Here is a 16,071-nt window from a genome sequence, read left to right on the forward strand (position 1 = left end):
CGCCGAACGGCGCGCCCCCGGAGGGACGCGCCGTTCGGCGAGCTGCCGGGACCGGTCAGCGGACCGCCTTGCGCCCGGTGATGGCGCCGTAGGCCAGCACCGCGACGATCGCGAAGATGGTGCCGAGGATGAGACCCCAGAAGCTGAACTGGTCACCACTGGTGCCCAGGAAGTTGGCACCGACGAAGGACCCGATGAGGGAGCCGATGGCCCCCAGCAGGATGGTCATGGGGATCGAGATGTTCTGCCGACCCGGAAGGATCAACCGGGCCAGGGGGCCGACGATGCAGCCGACGATGAGAGCGACGATGATGGTGGTGATCATGAGGATGACCCTTTCGCACAAGACAGCCCAGGAGGTGACAACCCTCTGGGTGACCGACGCGTGGATGTGACCCCGCGCGGATCGCGCTCAATGTAGGCAATCCGGGCCCCGAACACCACCTGACACGACGCGTCGGGCCGTTTCGTGACCCTGGCGTGACCAGGGACGGGCTCAGTGGCTCCCGAACCCGACGCGGCCCTTCTCCTGCACCCCGATCTCGACGTAGGCCACGGTCGCGGTGGGGACGATGATGGTCTGGCCCTTCTCGTCCTCGAGCTCCAGGACCTTCGACTCGGCGCTGAGCGCCTCGGTCACGGCCTGACGGACGGCGGCCGGCGTCTGCGCCGACTCGAAGGTGACCTCGCGTCCGACGTCGCGGACTCCGATGCGTACCTCCACGGTGGGATACCTCCCTGACGAGTAGCAGTGGGTCGCCCGGTGAGGGCGGAGGGCCAGCCTAGCCCGGGACCGCGACGACGCTGGCGCGCGGGGGCACCGCTCCCAGGCCCCGCCACGCGATCGTCGACAGCAGCTCGAGCACCCGCTCCCGGGTCAGGTTGCCCCGACGGTCGTACCAGGCGACCGCAGCGGCCTGGGCCATACCGGCCATGGTCGTCCCGAGGAGGACGCACTCGTCCCAGCTCAGCTCGGTCTCCTCGGCCAGCACCCGGCCCATGGACTCGCCGCAGGCGCGCCGGGTCCGTTCCAGGATGCTGGCGACCGCGGGCTCGGACGTCATGTCGGAGCGGAACAGCACCGGGTAGCCGGAGGACGGCTGCTCGACGAACTCGAAGAAGCTGCCCAGACACCCGGCGATGCGGGCACGGTTGCCCTCGCCGGACGCGAGCGCGCCCTCGATGCGCCGCACCACCTCGTCCGCCACCGAGTCGGCGATGGCGACGTAGAGGTCGAGCTTGCTGTCGAAGTGCTGGTAGAGCACGGGTTTGCTGACGCCGGCACGGTCGGCGATGTCGTCCATGGCGGTGGAGTGGTAGCCGGACTCGGCAAAGGCTTCCAGCGCGGCACGCAGCAGCTGGGCCCGGCGCTGCTGACGGGGTAGGCGGACACGTCGTTCGGTGGTCAGGGGAGTAGTCACGGTTCTCCCTCCTTCTCGATCCTCCCATCGTAGGCCCCCCGGCCGCCGACGGCAGGTCTGTCGGGTCCGGGTGATGTGATGTGTCGTATGCCTGCCCGCCCCGTCCCCCGGTCCGGACTCCCGGTCGACGACCCCGAGCAGCGGCGGCTCGTGGAGCACCGCGGCGGCGTCCTGCTCGTGCTGGGGGCTCCCGGGACGGGCCGGACCACGGCCCTGGTGGAGCACGCCCGGGCCCGGTTGCGGGAGGGCCTGGAGCCGGACCGCTGCCTGGTGCTCGCCCCGACACGGCAGGCCGCGACCCGGTTGCGGTCCCTCGTCGGCGAGAGCCTGGGGGCCACCCACGCCGAGCCCCTGGCCAGGACCGCGGCGTCGCTGGCCTTCGCGGTCCTCCGGCTGGCGGCGGCCCGGGACGACGAGCCCCTCCCGCGGCTCATCTCGGGGGCCGAGCAGGACGCCGTGCTCCGCGAGCTGCTGGCCGGCCACGAGGCGGGCGGCCGCGGGCCCGACTGGCCGCAGGAGCTGGAGCAGGCGCGTCGCACGGACGGCTTCCGGGCCCAGCTGCGCGACCTGCTCATGCGCGCCGTCGAGCACGGGGTGGGTCGGGAGGAGCTGGAGGCGCTGGCGGACCGGCACGACCGGCCGGAGTGGGCGTGCGCCGGGGCCGTGCTCGAGGAGTACGACCAGGTGACCGCGCTGGCGGACCCCGGCAGCTACGACCCCGCGTGGATCTGCACCGCGGCCGCCGAGGCGTTGGAGGACGACGACGAGTTGCGCTCCCTGGTCCAGCAGCGGGTGGGGGCCCTGCTGGTCGACGACGCGCAGGACCTCACCGCGTCCGCCGCCCGCCTGCTGGACGCCGTGCGGGCCCCGGGCACGGACAGCGTGCTGGTCGGGGACCCCGACGCGGCGGTGCTGGGGTTCCGCGGCGCGGTCCCCGGTGCCTTCATCGATCTCGCCCGCCGGTGGGCCGGACCGGCGGGCCCCGACACCCTGGTCCTGGGCACACGACACGGCATGACCCGCGCCGTGGGAGACGCCGCCGGGCGGGTGGCCGAGCGGATCGGGTCGGCGGGGGGAGGGGGGCACCGCCGTCCCGCCGCGGGGGCGGGGGAGGGGACCGTGCGCGTGCACGCCGCCCGCAGCGCGGCCCAGGAGGCGGCCGTGGTGGCGCGGTGGCTGCGGCAGGCGCACCTCGTCGACGGGGTGCCCTGGCAGGAGCTGGCCGTGGTCGCCCGCAGCCGGGGTCAGCAGGCGACCGTCCGACGCGCGCTGGCCACCGGTGGCGTCCCGGTCCGCGCGGATCGATCGTCCGTGCCGCTGGGGTCGGACCCGGCCGTGCGGCCCCTCCTCCTGGCCCTGGACGTCGTGACCCGTGGGGCCCCGGACGACGCCGGCTGGTCGGTGGAGCCGGAGGAGGCCGTGGACCTGCTGACGAGCCCGCTCGGTGGACTGGACCCCGTCGGCCTGCGGAGGTTGCGGCGTCGGCTGCGGGCCGCCGAGCTGGCGACCGGCGGTCGCCGGGGCGCAGACGAGCTGCTCGCGCTGCTGCTCGGAGACCCGGACCTGCGTCGTCAGGCCGCCGGCGATGTCCCCGTCGAGCTGGAGGCGGCCCGGCGGGTGGCCGGCATCCTGCAGGCCGGTCGCGACGTCGCGGTGACGGCTCCGGAGGGGTCGCCGGCCGGGTCGCCGGGGGCGACGGGTGAGGCTCAGCCGGCCGCGGCAGGCCCCGACCAGATCCTCTGGGCGCTGTGGTCACGCAGCGGCCTGGCCAGGTCGTGGTCGCGCCAGGCGCTCGCCGGGGGGCCCCTGGGTGCTCGCGCGGACCGCGACCTCGACGCCGTCCTGGTCCTCTTCTCCGCCGCCGAGGACCACGTGGAGCGACGTCCCGGTGCTCGGGCCCGCACCTTCCTCGACACCGTCCGCGGCGCCGAGGTGGCGGCGGACACGCTGGTCGTCGGGGCGCAGCAACCCGCTGCCGTCGAGGTCCTCACCCCGCACTCCGCCGCCGGCCGCCGGTGGCGTCGCGTCGCGGTCGTCGGGGTGCAGGAGGGCGTGTGGCCGGACCTGCGGCTGCGCGACACGCTGCTGGGCTCCGGGTCGCTGGTCGCCGCCGTGGAGGGCCGCCCGGTGTCGGGCACCGAGGCCCGACGGCACGCTCAGGCCGCCGTGCGCTCGGACGAGCTGCGTCAGTTCCACGTCGCCGTGACCAGGGCCAGCGAGGAGCTGCTCGTCACCGCGACCGCCAGCACGGACGACCAGCCCTCCGCGCTGCTGGACCTCCTCGACCCCGGTTTCCGCGACCGCCCCCCGCTGGAGGTGCCGCCCCCGCTGACCCTGCGGGGGGTGGCGGGGGAGCTGCGCCGGGCGGCCGTGCGCGCGCACCGGGACGGCGACCGCCCGGCCCGTCAGGCCAGCGTCGACCTGCTGGTCCGGCTGGCGCAGGAGCAGGTCCCCGGAGCCGACCCGGTGGCGTGGTGGGACCTGCGGGAGATCTCCTCCACGGCCCCCGTACGCCCGGACGGGCCGGTGCGGGTGTCCCCCTCCCGGCTCCAGACCTTCTTCGACTGCGAGCTGAGGTGGTTCCTCACCTCCCGGGGCGCGGAGACCGGCGAGGCCACCGGCGCGGCGCTCGGCACCCTGGTCCACGACATCGTGGCCACACGCCCCGATGCGCCCGCCGGTGAGCTGGTCGCCGAGCTGGACCGTCGATGGCCCGACCTGGGCCTGGTCGAGGGCTGGGTGTCGGAACGGACCCGCAACGACGCCCACCGGATGATCGAGCGCTACGTCTCCTACGTCCAGGACGCCCGGGCCGCCGGACGTGAGCTCGTCGGGGCCGAGCTCGACCTGTCGGTCACCGTCCCGCCCGGGGACGGTGAGGGGTCGCGCGAGGCCCGTCTGGTGGGGGCCGTGGACCGCCTCGAGAGGGACGCCGACGGTGCCCTCGTCGTGGCGGACCTCAAGACGGGCAGCACGGCGGTCCCGCGGTCCGACGTGGACCGGCACGCCCAGCTGGCGGCATACCAGGTCGCCGTGACGCGGGGCGCCTTCGCCGACCTCGGTGCCGTGAGCGGCGGCGCCCGCCTCGTGCAGCTGGGGGCGCCCGGCCGGGTGGAGCAGGCGCAGCCGCCGCTCATGGCGTCCGAGGACCCGGACTGGGCCCTGGTCGCGATCCAGGGGGCGGCCTCCCGGATGGCCGGGGCCGAGTTCACGGCCCGCGACCTCGAGCGACGGTGCCGCAGGTGCCCGGCGCGGTTCGCCTGCCCGTTGCAGCCCGAAGGGGGCCAGCGGTGAGCCCGGCGGCTCGCGCCCGGTTCTCGCCGCAGGAGCTCGCCGCCGCGCTGGGGACCCCTGAGCCCACCCCCGAGCAGGCGGCGGTCATCACCGCGCCGGCCCTGCCCAACGTCGTCGTGGCGGGCGCGGGGTCCGGCAAGACCGAGACCATGGCCTCCAGGGTGCTCTGGCTGGTCGCCAACGGCCTGGTCGCCCCGCAGGACGTCCTGGGGCTGACCTTCACGCGCAAGGCCTCGATCGAGCTGACGACCCGGCTCACCGGCAAGCTCCGCCGGCTCCGGGAGGTGGGCCTGTGGCCGGAGACCGAGGCGGTAGGGGGCTCCGGTGAGAGTGGCGGGGCGGGGGACGGCTTCGACCTGCCCACCATCTCGACCTATCACGCCTACGCCGGGCGCCTCGTGAGCGAGCACGGGCTTCGCGTGGGCGTCGAACCCGACGCCGTCCTGCTCTCCGAGGCGGCCTGCTGGCAGCTGGCGCACGACGTCGTCAGCCGTTACGACGGTGACATGACGCCCGTGGATCGGGCCCCGAGCACGGTCGTCCGCGCGGTCATCGCCCTGTCCGGCGAGCTGGGCGAGCACCTCGTGGAGCCGGAGGCCGCCGAGCAGCTGCTGCGCGACATGGCCGAGCGCTTCGAGGACCTGCCCCATGACGGCCGCCCGCTCAAGACGGGCAGGGACCTCGCGGGGGTGCTGCGCCAGCAGGCCTGCCTCTATCCCCTCGTCCTCGCCTACCGTCAGGCCAAGGCCGCCCGGGGGGCCCTGGACTTCGGCGACCAGATGGCTATCGCGGCGAGACTCGCGCGGGACGTACCTGTCGTCGGCGCCACGGAGCGTGACCGGTATGCCGCGGTCCTGCTCGACGAGTTCCAGGACACCTCGGAGGCGCAGCTGGTGCTGCTCACCTCGCTCTTCGCCGGCGTCCCCATGCCGGTCACGGCGGTCGGTGACCCGCACCAGTCGATCTACGGCTGGCGGGGCGCGAGCGCCACGACGCTGACCCGGTTCCCCGACGAGTTCCGCGTCGAGGGACAGCCGGCCCAGGTCCTGCAGCTCAGCACCTCGTGGCGCAACGACGACGCGGTGCTCGCCGCCGCCAACGTGGTGGCCGCGCCCCTGCGGGAGCAGACCCCCGTCCCGGTGGCCACCCTGCGTCCCCGCCCCGGCGCGGGGGAGGGGAGGCTGGAGGTGGCCCGGCTGGTCGACCACGTGGTCGAGGCCGAGCACGTGGCGGACTGGGTGCGCGACCACCGGGCCGCCGCACCCGGCTCCACCGCGGCGGTCCTGTGCCGCGCCCGGGCCCAGTTCGGTCCCGTGGTCGACGCGCTGCGCCGCCGTGGGCTACCGGTGGAGGTGGTCGGCCTCGGCGGGCTGCTCGACACACCCGAGGTGCTCGACCTGGTCGCCCTGCTGTGGGTGGCGCAGGAACCCACCCGTGGTGACCAGGTGATGCGGTTGCTGGCCGGTCCGGTCCTCAGGCTGGGCGCCGCGGACCTCGACGCCCTGTGGGTCCGGGCCGGGGAGCTGGCCGGTGCAGCAGGGGGTGCGGTGTCGCAGGAGCGCGAGCACGCGCCGGTGCTGGCCGAGGCCCTCGAGCACGTCCCCACCGACTCGTGGACCGGGCCGCAGGGCCAGCGGCTGACCTCCCAGGGACGCGAACGGGTGGTCTGGCTGGCCGAGGTGCTCCGTCGCGTGCGCTCGCTCACCGGGCTGCCGCTGCCCGACCTCGTCTCCGAGGCCGAGCGGCTGCTCGGCCTGGACATCGAGGTGGCTGCGGACCCGGACCTGCACCCCACCTGGGGGCGGGCACCCCTCGACGCCCTGGTCGAGGTGGCCGCGGGCTTCGACCACGGGGCCGACCGGGCCAGCCTGGGCGCGTTCCTCGACTGGCTGGACGCGGCCCGCGAGCACCAGCGTGGGCTGGAGGACGCCGAGGTCCCGGAGCTGGCCGAGGTGTCGGTCGACACCGCGGCCGTGCAGGTCCTCACCGTGCACGCGGCGAAGGGTCTGGAGTGGGACGCCGTCGCCGTCCCCGGGCTCGTCGAGGGAGTCTTCCCCTCGGGGCGGGTGACGCCGGAGCACCGCGACGGGCGGTGGCGCACCAAGGAGCGCAGCGACCGGGGCTGGCTGGCGGGGATCGGCCGCCTCCCGACCCCGCTGCGGGGCGACCGGGAAGGCCGTCCGGACCTGCCCTGGTGGCGCATCCCCGACACCCGGGCCCTGAGGGAGGGTCTCGCCCGGCTCGCCCTGGACCAGGGCAGCTTCGGGGTCCAGGAGGAGCGCCGCCTGGCCTACGTGGCGCTGACGCGGGCGCGCCGGCGGCTGCTGCTCACGGCACCCGTCTGGTCCACCGGCAAGCAACCGAGGGTGACCTCCCGCTTCCTCGACGAGGTCCGGATGCTCCCGGGGGTCCTCGTCGGGCCCTGGGCCGACCTGCCCGACCCCCAGGCGGACGACGAGCTCGTCAACCCGCGGCTGGGTGAGCAGGAAGAGGCAGCCTGGCCGCTGCGGCGCGAGGACCGCCGCGAGACGGTCCGGGACGTCGCGGCCGCCCTCGTGGCCGCGGCCGCGGCGGGTCGCCGGCCGCCCGCCCGTCCCGCGGACGGGGGGCGGACGACGCCGTGGGTCGAGACCGTGGACCTGCTGCTGGCCGAACGTGCCGAGCGCCAGGCCCGCCCGGACGCACCGGAGCTGCCCGACCACCTGTCCACCTCGGCCGTGGTGGCCCTGGCCACCGACCGGGCCGGCTACCTCCGCGACCTCCGTCGGCCGCTGCCCGGCCCGCCCGCGCCACGGACCAGGGTCGGCACCGCGTTCCACGCGTGGGTGGAGCGGCACTACGCCTCACCCACCCTGGTCGACCTGTTCGACCTGGACTCCGGACCCGACGCGGCGGAGGCCGGGGGGCTGGCCACCCTGCGGGAGCACTTCCTGGCCAGCGAGTGGGCCGACCGGGTCCCGCTCGATGTCGAGGTCCCCCTCCAGACGACCCTCGCCGGGCGCACGGTCGCGGGGCGGATCGATGCCGTGTTCCCCGACCCCGACGGCGGGGTGACGGTCGTGGACTGGAAGACCGGATCGCGCGGGTCTCCGGAGCAGCAGCAGGCGCGGGCGGTCCAGCTGGCCGTCTACCGCCTCGCCTACGCGCGGCTCCGGGGTCTGCCGCCGGAGGAGGTGCGGGCCGCCTTCTTCTACGCCGCGACGGGCACGACGGTGCGTCCGCCGCTGCCCGGCGAGGCCGAGCTGACCCGGCTGCTGGCCGCGGACCCCGCAGCGGCGGAGGTCGCCGCCGGGCCTGGGTCCGGTCAGCTGCGGGGGTCGTCCTCGGCGGGCATGCCGTAGAGCTCCTGGAGCCGGGTGTCGTCGTCGAGGAGCTCGGCGTCCGGGTCCGCGTCCCGGTCCCGCCGCCCGGAGGCGTCCGGCTGCGGGGGACCGGCGGGGCCGACGGAGGCCGCGTCCTGGTCCGACGGCACCGCGTCGACCGTCGTCGTCGGACCGGCGACCGCAGGCTCGGTCGGGGGTGCCTCCTGCCCAGGGCCGTCGAGCCGCACGACGGGCACCTCAGCGGTGATGTCCGCCTCGTCCGGGCCATCCTCGCCGACCGGGTGAGCGCCGTGTGCCGTCGGTGACGGCTCGTCGTCGGGGTGGGGGTCCGCCTCGCCGTCGTCGAGGTAGGGGTCCGGCTCCTGGGCCGCGCCCCGTCCACCGACGTCGTCGTCCTCGTCGTCCTCGTCGAGGTCGATGAGGTCGTCCTCGAGGTCGTCACCCCCGAGGCCCTCGTCCGTGTCGGGGGCGTCCGCGGCGTCGTCGTCCCTCTCGTCAGGCCCGCCACCCGCAGGGTCGACGGCCGCCTCCCCGGGGTCGACGTCGTCGTCCATCCAGCCACCCTCGTCCGCAGGGGCCTCGGGCGGCACCTCCTGCTCGGTCGACGGCCGGACGGCTGCCTCGGACGCAGGCGTCGCGGGAACCTCGGTCGCCGACACCGTCGTCGCCGCAGCGGCCCCACGGGCGGTGGCGGGCACGAGGGAGTCCTCGTCCTCGTTCAGCCGGTCCATCCGCCGCAGACCCTCGACGATCCTGCGGGTGGCCTCCTCGTCCCCCGACGCGACGTGCTGGGCGAGGCCGCGCAGGCGGGCCGTCTCGGACAGGAGCCGGGCCCGCGCGTGCAGGTAGGGGTCGGGGCGCTGCGCCCTGGCGAGCGCGTAGCTGTCGAGCACGGACTCCCATGCCTCGGGCGAGGCCTGGGAGTAGACGTCCGCGAGGTCGGTCGCCGGGTCGGCCACCATGGCCTCGTCCCAGTCCGTCACCGCGACCACCCGTCCGCTGTCGGCGTCCTGGTCGGCGAAGGCGACGACCACCGTGGCGCCGCGGAAGGAGCCGTGCACGGGGGTGCTGGCGAACTGCCAGAGGGGCGAGGCGTCGAAGGCCTCCTCCCAGCGGGCCAGGAGCCTGGTCGGGACCCGGCCGGTCTCCGCCGCGCGGTCGACCTCGGCGATGAGTCGCTGCCGCCACCCGGCGGCGTCGAAGCACGGGACGTCCTGCTCCTCGAAGACGGGCGCGGGGATGTTGTGCACGGCGGCCACGGCCCGGCCGACGGCGTGCGCCAGCCCGGCCCCGGCCGGGAGCCGCGCGAAGTCGAGGGTGGCGCCCTCGACGTGCGGGTACACGGCGGCGTGACCCTCGCGGCCGACCGCGGCGTAGCCGGCGGCGGCGGGCACCTTGAACGGCAGGTGCCGCGCCAGCTGACGCACCAGCTCGTCGTTGCGGTGCAGCCGCGCCCCCGCCACGGGGGTGAGGGGCGAGCGCACCAGCCACCGGCGACCGGTGGCGTCCTCGACGACGGCCTGCTCGAGCTCGGCCTCGGCCCCCCTCTCGACACTCATCCGGGCCACCGTCACCGGCTTCATCCCAGGGACGGCGGCACTCGCGAGGGCAGCCAGAGCCAGGTCAGTGCGCTTCACGCTCCCACCGTATGCGGTGCGGTCCACCCAGCGTGTCATTCGACCGGCACGTCCTCGAAGCGGCCCGCCCCGGTGGTCCGCCGGTGTCGGTCGCGGCACCTAGAGTGTCGGGGTGAGCGCCACCGACGAGACCTTTCTGGACCTGGCCCTCTCCCGGTCCCGGGTGGACCGCCTCGCGCGGGTGCGCACCGACGACACCGAGCTGGGTGCGGTCCTGCGGCGGGAGGGCACCCGGGTGCTGGAGCTGCGCGGTGACACCGCCGCGGTCCTGCCGTCCCCCACCCGTCTGCGTCTGCGCGCCCCCCGCCCGGACGACGCTGACCACCAGCCGTGGTTCCTGGGCCGGGACGACGGGCTCGACTACGTGGCGGTGACCCTCGACGGCGGCGGGGCCGCTCCCGCACCCTCCGACGACGAGGCCACCTGGGTGGGGCTGCGCGAGGTGGGCGCCGAGCTCGACGACCGGGACGCCGGGCTGCTCACCGCGGCGACGGCGCTGCGTGCCTGGCACGACCGGCACCGGCACTGCCCGCGGTGCGGGGCCCCGACCGAGGTGCTGCAGGGAGGGTGGCTGCGTCGCTGCTCCCAGGACGGGTCTCAGCACCACCCGCGCACCGACCCGGCCGTCATCATGGCCGTGACCGACCCGGACGACCGGCTCCTGCTCGCCACCGGCATCCCCTGGCCCGAGGGGCGGTTGTCCGTCCTCGCCGGGTTCGTGGAGGCCGGTGAGTCCCTGGAGGCGGCCGTCGTCCGTGAGGTCGAGGAGGAGGTCGGGGTGCGGGTCGAGTCGCTGACCTACCGCGGCAACCAGCCGTGGCCCTTCCCTGGTTCCCTCATGCTCGCCTTCCGCGCCCGGACCGCGCAGACGCGGATCGTCGTCCAGGAGAGCGAGCTGCGGTCCGCCTCCTGGTACACCCGCGACCAGCTGCGCGAGGGCCTCGCGGAGGGCAGGTACACCTTGCCCTCCCGCGTCTCGATCGCCCACCGTCTCATCGAGGAGTGGTTCGGTGGGCCGTTGCCGGGGCACGGGCCCGCGGTGCCCCGGTGAGCGGCGCCCCGGAGCCGGACCGGCTCCTGGAGGGGCTCGACCCGGAGCAGCGGGAGGTGGCGGCGGCGCCGCTGGGTCCCATGGTCGTGCTGGCCGGCGCCGGGACCGGCAAGACGCGGGCCATCACCCACCGGATCGCCTACGGCGTGGCGAGCGGCGCCTACCCGCCCGACCGGGTCCTCGCCGTGACCTTCACCGCCCGGGCGGCGGGCGAGATGCGGACCCGGCTGCGCGGTCTGGGCGTGCGGGGGGTCCAGGCGCGCACCTTCCACGCAGCGGCCCTGCGCCAGCTGCAGTTCTTCTGGCCGCAGGCGGTGGGCGGCCCGCCGCCGAACGTCGTCGCGCACAAGGCCCCGGCGGTGGCCGAGGCCGCGGGACGCCTCCGTCTGCGGCTGGACCGGCCCGCGCTGCGGGACGTGGCGGCCGAGATCGAGTGGGCCAAGGTCTCGATGCTGACCTCCCAGACCTACGCCGCCCGGGCCCGGAGCCTGCGACGGTCGGTGGCCGACCTCGACCCGACGGCCATGGCCCGGCTCCTCGAGGCCTACCACGAGGTCTGCTCGGAACGGCACGTCATCGACTTCGAGGACGTCCTGCTGCTCACCGTCGGCATGCTGGACGAGCACCCCCAGATCGCCGCGACCATCCACGACCAGTACCGCCACTTCGTCGTCGACGAGTACCAGGACGTCAACCCGCTCCAGCAGCAGCTGCTCGAGCTCTGGCGGGGCCGGCGCGAGGACGTCTGCGTCGTGGGAGACCCGGCTCAGTCCATCTACTCCTTCACCGGGGCCAGTGCCGACCACCTGCTCGGTTTCTCCCGGCTCCACCCCGACGCCCGACGGGTGCGGCTCGTCCGCAACTACCGCAGCAGCCCCCAGATCGTGCACCTCGCCAACCTCGTGCTCAGCTCGGCCGACGGGCGGCGGGACACCTCCGCCGATCTCGTCGCCCAGTCCGACGACGGCCCCCCGCCCGTCCTCACCTCCTACCCGGACGACGAGGCCGAGGCGGCGGGGGTGGCCGAGAGCATCCGGGCCCTGCTGGACGGCGGGCAGGAGCCCAGCCAGGTCGCGGTGCTCTATCGCACCAACAGCCAGTCCGAGGTGCTCGAGAGCGCGCTCGCCCGGGCCGGCATCCCCTACCTCGTGCGCGGTGGAGAGCGCTTCTTCTCCCGGGGGGAGGTCCGCAACGCGATCGTGCTGCTCCGCGCGGCGGTCCGCTCGGACGACGGCTCACAGCCCCTCGGCGAGAGTGTCCGGCACGTCCTGTCCGGTGCCGGGTGGGCGCCTCGCCCGCCCGAGGGGTCAGGGGCGGTGCGTGAACGCTGGGAGAGCCTGCAGGCGCTCGCGCTGCTCGCCGACTCCCTGGTGGAGCAGACCCCCGGTGCGCGCACCTCCGACCTGGTGGCCGAGCTGGACCGACGCGCGGCCGAGCAGCACGCCCCCACGGTTCAGGGCATCACCCTGGCCTCGCTGCACGCGGCGAAGGGGCTGGAGTGGGACGCGGTCTTCCTCGTCGGGGCGAGCGAGGGCCTGCTGCCCATCACCCTGGCCGACACCCCTGAACGGGTGGAGGAGGAGCGCCGGCTGCTGTACGTCGGCCTGACCCGGGCGCGCCGCCGGCTCGAGGTGAGCTGGGCCGGGGCCCGCAGCCCGGGGGCGCGTTCGAGCCGGTCGGTCAGCCGTTTCCTGGCCTCCGCGTCCGGCGTCCTCGGCGCCGGGGCCCAGTCGTCCCGACCAGCGCGGGGCCGGCGCGAGCGCGGGCGTCGCACGCCGGCACCCCCGCGCACCTGCCGGTCGTGCGGAGCGATCCTCACGTCGGCGGCGGAGCGCAAGATCGGCCGCTGCGACGACTGCCCGGCCACCTACGACGAGGCGACCTTCGCCGCGCTGCGGGAGTGGCGGCGGGACGTCGCGGCGCAGACCTCCGTCCCCGCCTACGTCGTCTTCACCGACGCCACCCTCATCGCCATCGCGGAGCACGAGCCCGCGGACCGGGACGCCCTGGCCCAGATCTCCGGGGTGGGGGAGCGCAAGCTGGAGCTCTACGGGGAGGCGGTCCTCGGCATCCTGTCCGCCACCCCTCCGACGACCCGCTGACCCACCCCGCAAAAAAGGCGTTGCGCCGTCTTCGCGGGGAGGCATACAGTGACCGAGTCAAACCCACGGCCCTTGCTGCCCTGGGGTCGAGCACGGACGAGAGGAGGGTGGATCACGATGGAGAGCACGATCGTCACCGGCGGCTTCCCCGCCCGAGCGACCCTCGTCACGTCCCCCCTCCGGACCGTCCGCCCCCGCGCCACGGTCCTCGTGGTGGGGATGTCCACGACCGCGCCGTTCGGGTCCCGGACCGCGCAGACGTCGTTCCCGCACGTTGCCGACCCCTCCCAGGGCCTGGGCTCAGCACGGACACCGTAGAAGGCTTCACCTTCCCGTTCCGGCCGCGAGTCCTCGCCTGAGGATCCGCGGCCGTTCTCGTTGCTCGCCGGCCCAGCCGGCGTCATCGGCGGTCCCGGATCCGACCTCCCGGAAGACAGACGCCATGACGACCAGCACCCGCCCGCAGCAGCAGCGACATCAGGAAGGAACCACCGTGCATCCCCCAGCGCGCCCAGACGACGAGGCCGCCCAGAGACACCTCGGGCCCCGGCTGGTCCTCGACCGGGCGGCCCTGCCCTGCCACGAGCACCCGGCGGACCTGTGGTTCGCCGAGCTGCCGGCCGAGGTCGAGCACGCCAAGGAGCTGTGCGGCCCCTGCCCGCTGCGCGAGCAGTGCCTGACCGGGGCCCTGGAACGCCGTGAGCCGTGGGGCGTCTGGGGCGGCCAGCTGCTGCTCCAGGGCAGGGTGGTGCCGCGCAAGCGGCCCCGGGGGCGTCCGCGCAAGGACGAGGTCGCCGCCTGACGCGCCCGGCCTCCCTGGCGCGGACCGGCCCATGGGCGCGACCGGACCAGCGTGGCCGTGGCTGCCCCCCGCTCAGCCGGCGGCCGCCGCGGGGTGCCACGGGCAGCCGGTGTGCCGCGGCCAGCGCCGCGTCACGAGGTGCGGAGGCCACGGCCCCACCTCGTGCGCGGCCCCGGTGGCGACCCGCGGCACCCGGGCGCCCAGGAGCACGGTGAGGGCCACCACCGCCCGCACGACCTCGTCGGGCAGGACCGGCGGCAGCGGCGCGGTGAGCGGGTCCTCGAGCGACGCCGCGGTCGCCGGCCAGCGCGGGTCGCGGTCGCGGCGGTGCAGGTCGAGGCAGTGCAGGCACGGCCCGCCGGGCAGACCGGTCCACGGGCCGATGACCACCCGGGCGGTCTGGGCGACCACGGGCAGCACCGGCCGCCCCGCCAGCGCCGGGTGCCGGACCGACCCCAGGGGCACCACGTGGTCGTGCACCGTCACGACGGGCCGCGAGCCGGACGGCCGGTCGACGGCGCCGGGACCAGCGGACCCGGCCCCGGCCCCGTCGTCCGGGGCCCGAGGGCGCCGGGAACCGGGGGCGACGGCGCGCAGGGACGCGCACACGGGCCCGGCCAGCTGCCCTGGCCCTCGTACGTCGTCCGGTGTGACGTCCCGGCGCAGGCGCGCAGGCGCGGCCGAGAGCCGCTCGACGACGCCCCACCCCAGGGTGCCCCGAGGGTCGGCGGGGAGCCCTCCGGCCACGGCGAAGGCGCCGGGGCCGACACCGAGGTGGAGGCTGCCGTCGTCCCCGGCCGGCCACCAGTGGTGCGGGTCCTCCCGCCCTCGCGCGTGCCCCATGGACCGACCCTGCCACGCGGCGCGCAGGCCGAGTCGCGTCGTCCACAGCCCCGTCGACGGCCGGACCGACCCGGTCGACGACCGGACCTCAGCCCTGGCGACCCTCCGGGCCCTCGCCCTCGCCGTCGCTCAGCAGCCGCTCGATGTCCTCGTCGGTGACCGTGAGCTCGGCGGAGAGGGCACCGTGACGGTCCACGAAACCCAGCGGGTCGTCGAGGTCGGCCCCGGTGGGGGCGACGTCCGGGTGCCCCCACGCCTCGTCCCGCGCGTCGCGACCGTGACGCGACTCCAGCGCCGCCCAGAGGTTGGCGGCGTCCCGCAGCCGGCGCGGCCGCAGCTCGAGCCCGACCAGCGAGGAGAAGGTCCGCTCGGCGGGCCCGCCGGTGGCCCGTCGCCGGCGCACCGCCTCGGCGAGCGCCTCGGCGTGCGGCAGGTGCGGTCCGACCGCCTGGGCCGCCACGACGTCCACCCACCCCTCGACCAGGGCCAGCAGGGTCTCCAGCCGCGTCAGGGCCGCCTGCTGGGCCGCGCTGTGCTCGGGCGAGAACAGGCTGTCCCCGAGCGCGTCCTGCATCGAGGCGGGGTCACTGGGGTCCACGTTGCGGACCGCCTCCTCGATGCCCTCGGTGTTGATCCGGATGTCCCGCGCATACTCCTCGACCGCGGTCAGCAGCTGCGGTCCGAGCCACGCCGCACCGGCGAACAGGCGGACCCGGGCCGCTTCCCGCACGGCGAGGTAGAGGTGGAGCTCCCCGGGGTCCACCTCGAGGCCCTCGGCGAACTCCGCCACGTTGGCCGGCAGGATCGCCACGCTCTCGTCGCCCAGGATCGGCAGGCCCACCTCGGTCCCGGAGAGCACCTCCCCGGCCAGGGTGCCGACGGCCTGACCCACCTGGCCGCCGAACATGCTCGCCGACATGCGCCGGACCATGGGCGCCATCTGGCCCATCATGGCGGCGGGATTCATCCCCGGCGGCAGACCCGGGATGGGAGGGGCCCCCTCCTCACCCAGCTGGCCCAGCTGCTGCTCCATCGCCGCGGTCATCGCCGACTGCAGGCCCTCGGCCACCGGAGCGGTCAGCCGCTCCCACAGCGGGAGGGTGCGCTCGACCCACTCCGCGCGGCTCAACGCCAGGGCGGCGCCCTCGGGGCGGGGCAGGTCGGTGACCTGGTCGATCCACAGCGTCGCCACCTGGACGACCTGCTCGACGTCCCGCCGGGTGCTGTCGTTGATGGAGGAGTCGTCGTCGGCGACCGCCTGCCGGGCCACGTCCCGGGCAAGCTCGGAGTTGACCGGGCCGTCGCCGCCGCCACCCCCCATGAGCATCTCCATCTGCGAGCGCATCTGCGCCACCTGGTCGGGGCCGAGGTCGCCCAGGCCCATCGAGCTCAGCGTCTCGCGCAGCTCGGGCGGGACCGGCCCGCCGAACAGCGACTCGAGGGGGTCGGGATCGTCGCGGCGCTCCGGGTTGTCCTGGTCTGACACGGTCCTCGTCCTTCTCCTTCGATGGTGCCGGCGGTCCAGCCTGTCACGAGACGGCCCGCGAACCGGCGCGCGGTGGTGGCGGGCGTCTGTCACTGGGCTCAACACCGGCGGA

Annotated in this window: 11 protein-coding genes; 5 read left to right on the forward strand and 6 right to left on the reverse strand. The window is 75.7% G+C overall.

Translation table 11 applies throughout. The features are described 5' to 3' along the window. Positions 1 to 55: 55 nt before the first annotated feature. From EUS26_RS08065 to EUS26_RS08075, 3 genes are all read right to left on the reverse strand, one after another. Positions 56 to 325 (reverse strand): GlsB/YeaQ/YmgE family stress response membrane protein, encoded by a 270-nt coding sequence (locus EUS26_RS08065; protein WP_130012962.1) that lies wholly within the window; start codon positions 323 to 325, stop codon positions 56 to 58. A 171-nt stretch (positions 326 to 496) separates the two neighbouring features. Beyond that, positions 497 to 724: a DUF3107 domain-containing protein gene (locus tag EUS26_RS08070; protein ID WP_130012964.1), complete on the reverse strand. Its 228-nt coding sequence runs from the start codon at positions 722 to 724 to the stop codon at positions 497 to 499. Positions 725 to 782: 58 nt separating this feature from the next. Continuing rightward, positions 783 to 1,421, reverse strand: coding sequence for a TetR/AcrR family transcriptional regulator (locus EUS26_RS08075; RefSeq protein ID WP_165368551.1), 639 nt, complete (start codon positions 1,419 to 1,421; stop codon positions 783 to 785). A gap of 87 nt (positions 1,422 to 1,508) precedes the next feature. Here EUS26_RS08075 and EUS26_RS08080 point away from each other — a divergent pair, with 87 nt between their 5' ends. Both EUS26_RS08080 and EUS26_RS08085 read left to right on the forward strand, forming a co-directional pair. Beyond that, positions 1,509 to 4,715 carry an ATP-dependent helicase gene (locus EUS26_RS08080; RefSeq protein ID WP_238148863.1) on the forward strand — a complete coding sequence of 1,069 codons (3,207 nt, stop codon included), beginning with the start codon at positions 1,509 to 1,511 and terminating at the stop codon, positions 4,713 to 4,715. Next, positions 4,712 to 8,056, forward strand: coding sequence for an ATP-dependent helicase (locus EUS26_RS08085; RefSeq protein ID WP_202865089.1), 3,345 nt, complete (start codon positions 4,712 to 4,714; stop codon positions 8,054 to 8,056). Before EUS26_RS08080 ends, EUS26_RS08085 begins: the two co-directional genes overlap by 4 nt. On the opposite strand, the gene EUS26_RS08090 is transcribed toward EUS26_RS08085, so the two are convergent. Then, on the reverse strand, positions 8,020 to 9,675 hold the full coding sequence (locus tag EUS26_RS08090) for a phosphotransferase (RefSeq protein WP_165368552.1): 1,656 nt from the start codon (positions 9,673 to 9,675) through the stop codon (positions 8,020 to 8,022). The genes EUS26_RS08085 and EUS26_RS08090 overlap by 37 nt on opposite strands. Before the next feature lie 112 nt (positions 9,676 to 9,787). On the opposite strand from EUS26_RS08090, the gene nudC reads away from it, so the two are divergent. From nudC to EUS26_RS08105, 3 genes are all read left to right on the forward strand, one after another. After that, positions 9,788 to 10,726, forward strand: a complete 939-nt coding sequence (nudC, locus tag EUS26_RS08095; RefSeq protein ID WP_130012973.1) for an NAD(+) diphosphatase — start codon at positions 9,788 to 9,790, stop codon at positions 10,724 to 10,726. Then, the gene (locus EUS26_RS08100; protein ID WP_130012975.1) at positions 10,723 to 12,828 is read left to right on the forward strand and encodes an ATP-dependent DNA helicase UvrD2; all 2,106 of its coding nucleotides are present in this window, start codon (positions 10,723 to 10,725) and stop codon (positions 12,826 to 12,828) included. The genes nudC and EUS26_RS08100 overlap by 4 nt, the downstream gene beginning before the upstream one ends. Positions 12,829 to 13,270: 442 nt before the next feature. Then, on the forward strand, positions 13,271 to 13,630 hold the full coding sequence (locus EUS26_RS08105; RefSeq protein WP_238148864.1) for a WhiB family transcriptional regulator: 360 nt from the start codon (positions 13,271 to 13,273) through the stop codon (positions 13,628 to 13,630). A gap of 72 nt (positions 13,631 to 13,702) precedes the next feature. On the opposite strand, the gene EUS26_RS08110 is transcribed toward EUS26_RS08105, so the two are convergent. Next, positions 13,703 to 14,473 carry a hypothetical protein gene (locus tag EUS26_RS08110; RefSeq protein ID WP_130012977.1) on the reverse strand — a complete coding sequence of 257 codons (771 nt, stop codon included), beginning with the start codon at positions 14,471 to 14,473 and terminating at the stop codon, positions 13,703 to 13,705. Positions 14,474 to 14,561: 88 nt separating this feature from the next. Next, positions 14,562 to 15,959, reverse strand: a complete 1,398-nt coding sequence (locus EUS26_RS08115) for a zinc-dependent metalloprotease (protein ID WP_130012979.1) — start codon at positions 15,957 to 15,959, stop codon at positions 14,562 to 14,564. Positions 15,960 to 16,071 lie beyond the last annotated feature (112 nt).

The sequence above is a fragment of the Serinicoccus sediminis genome (assembly GCF_004153545.1).
Classification (GTDB): domain Bacteria; phylum Actinomycetota; class Actinomycetes; order Actinomycetales; family Dermatophilaceae; genus Ornithinicoccus; species Ornithinicoccus sediminis_A.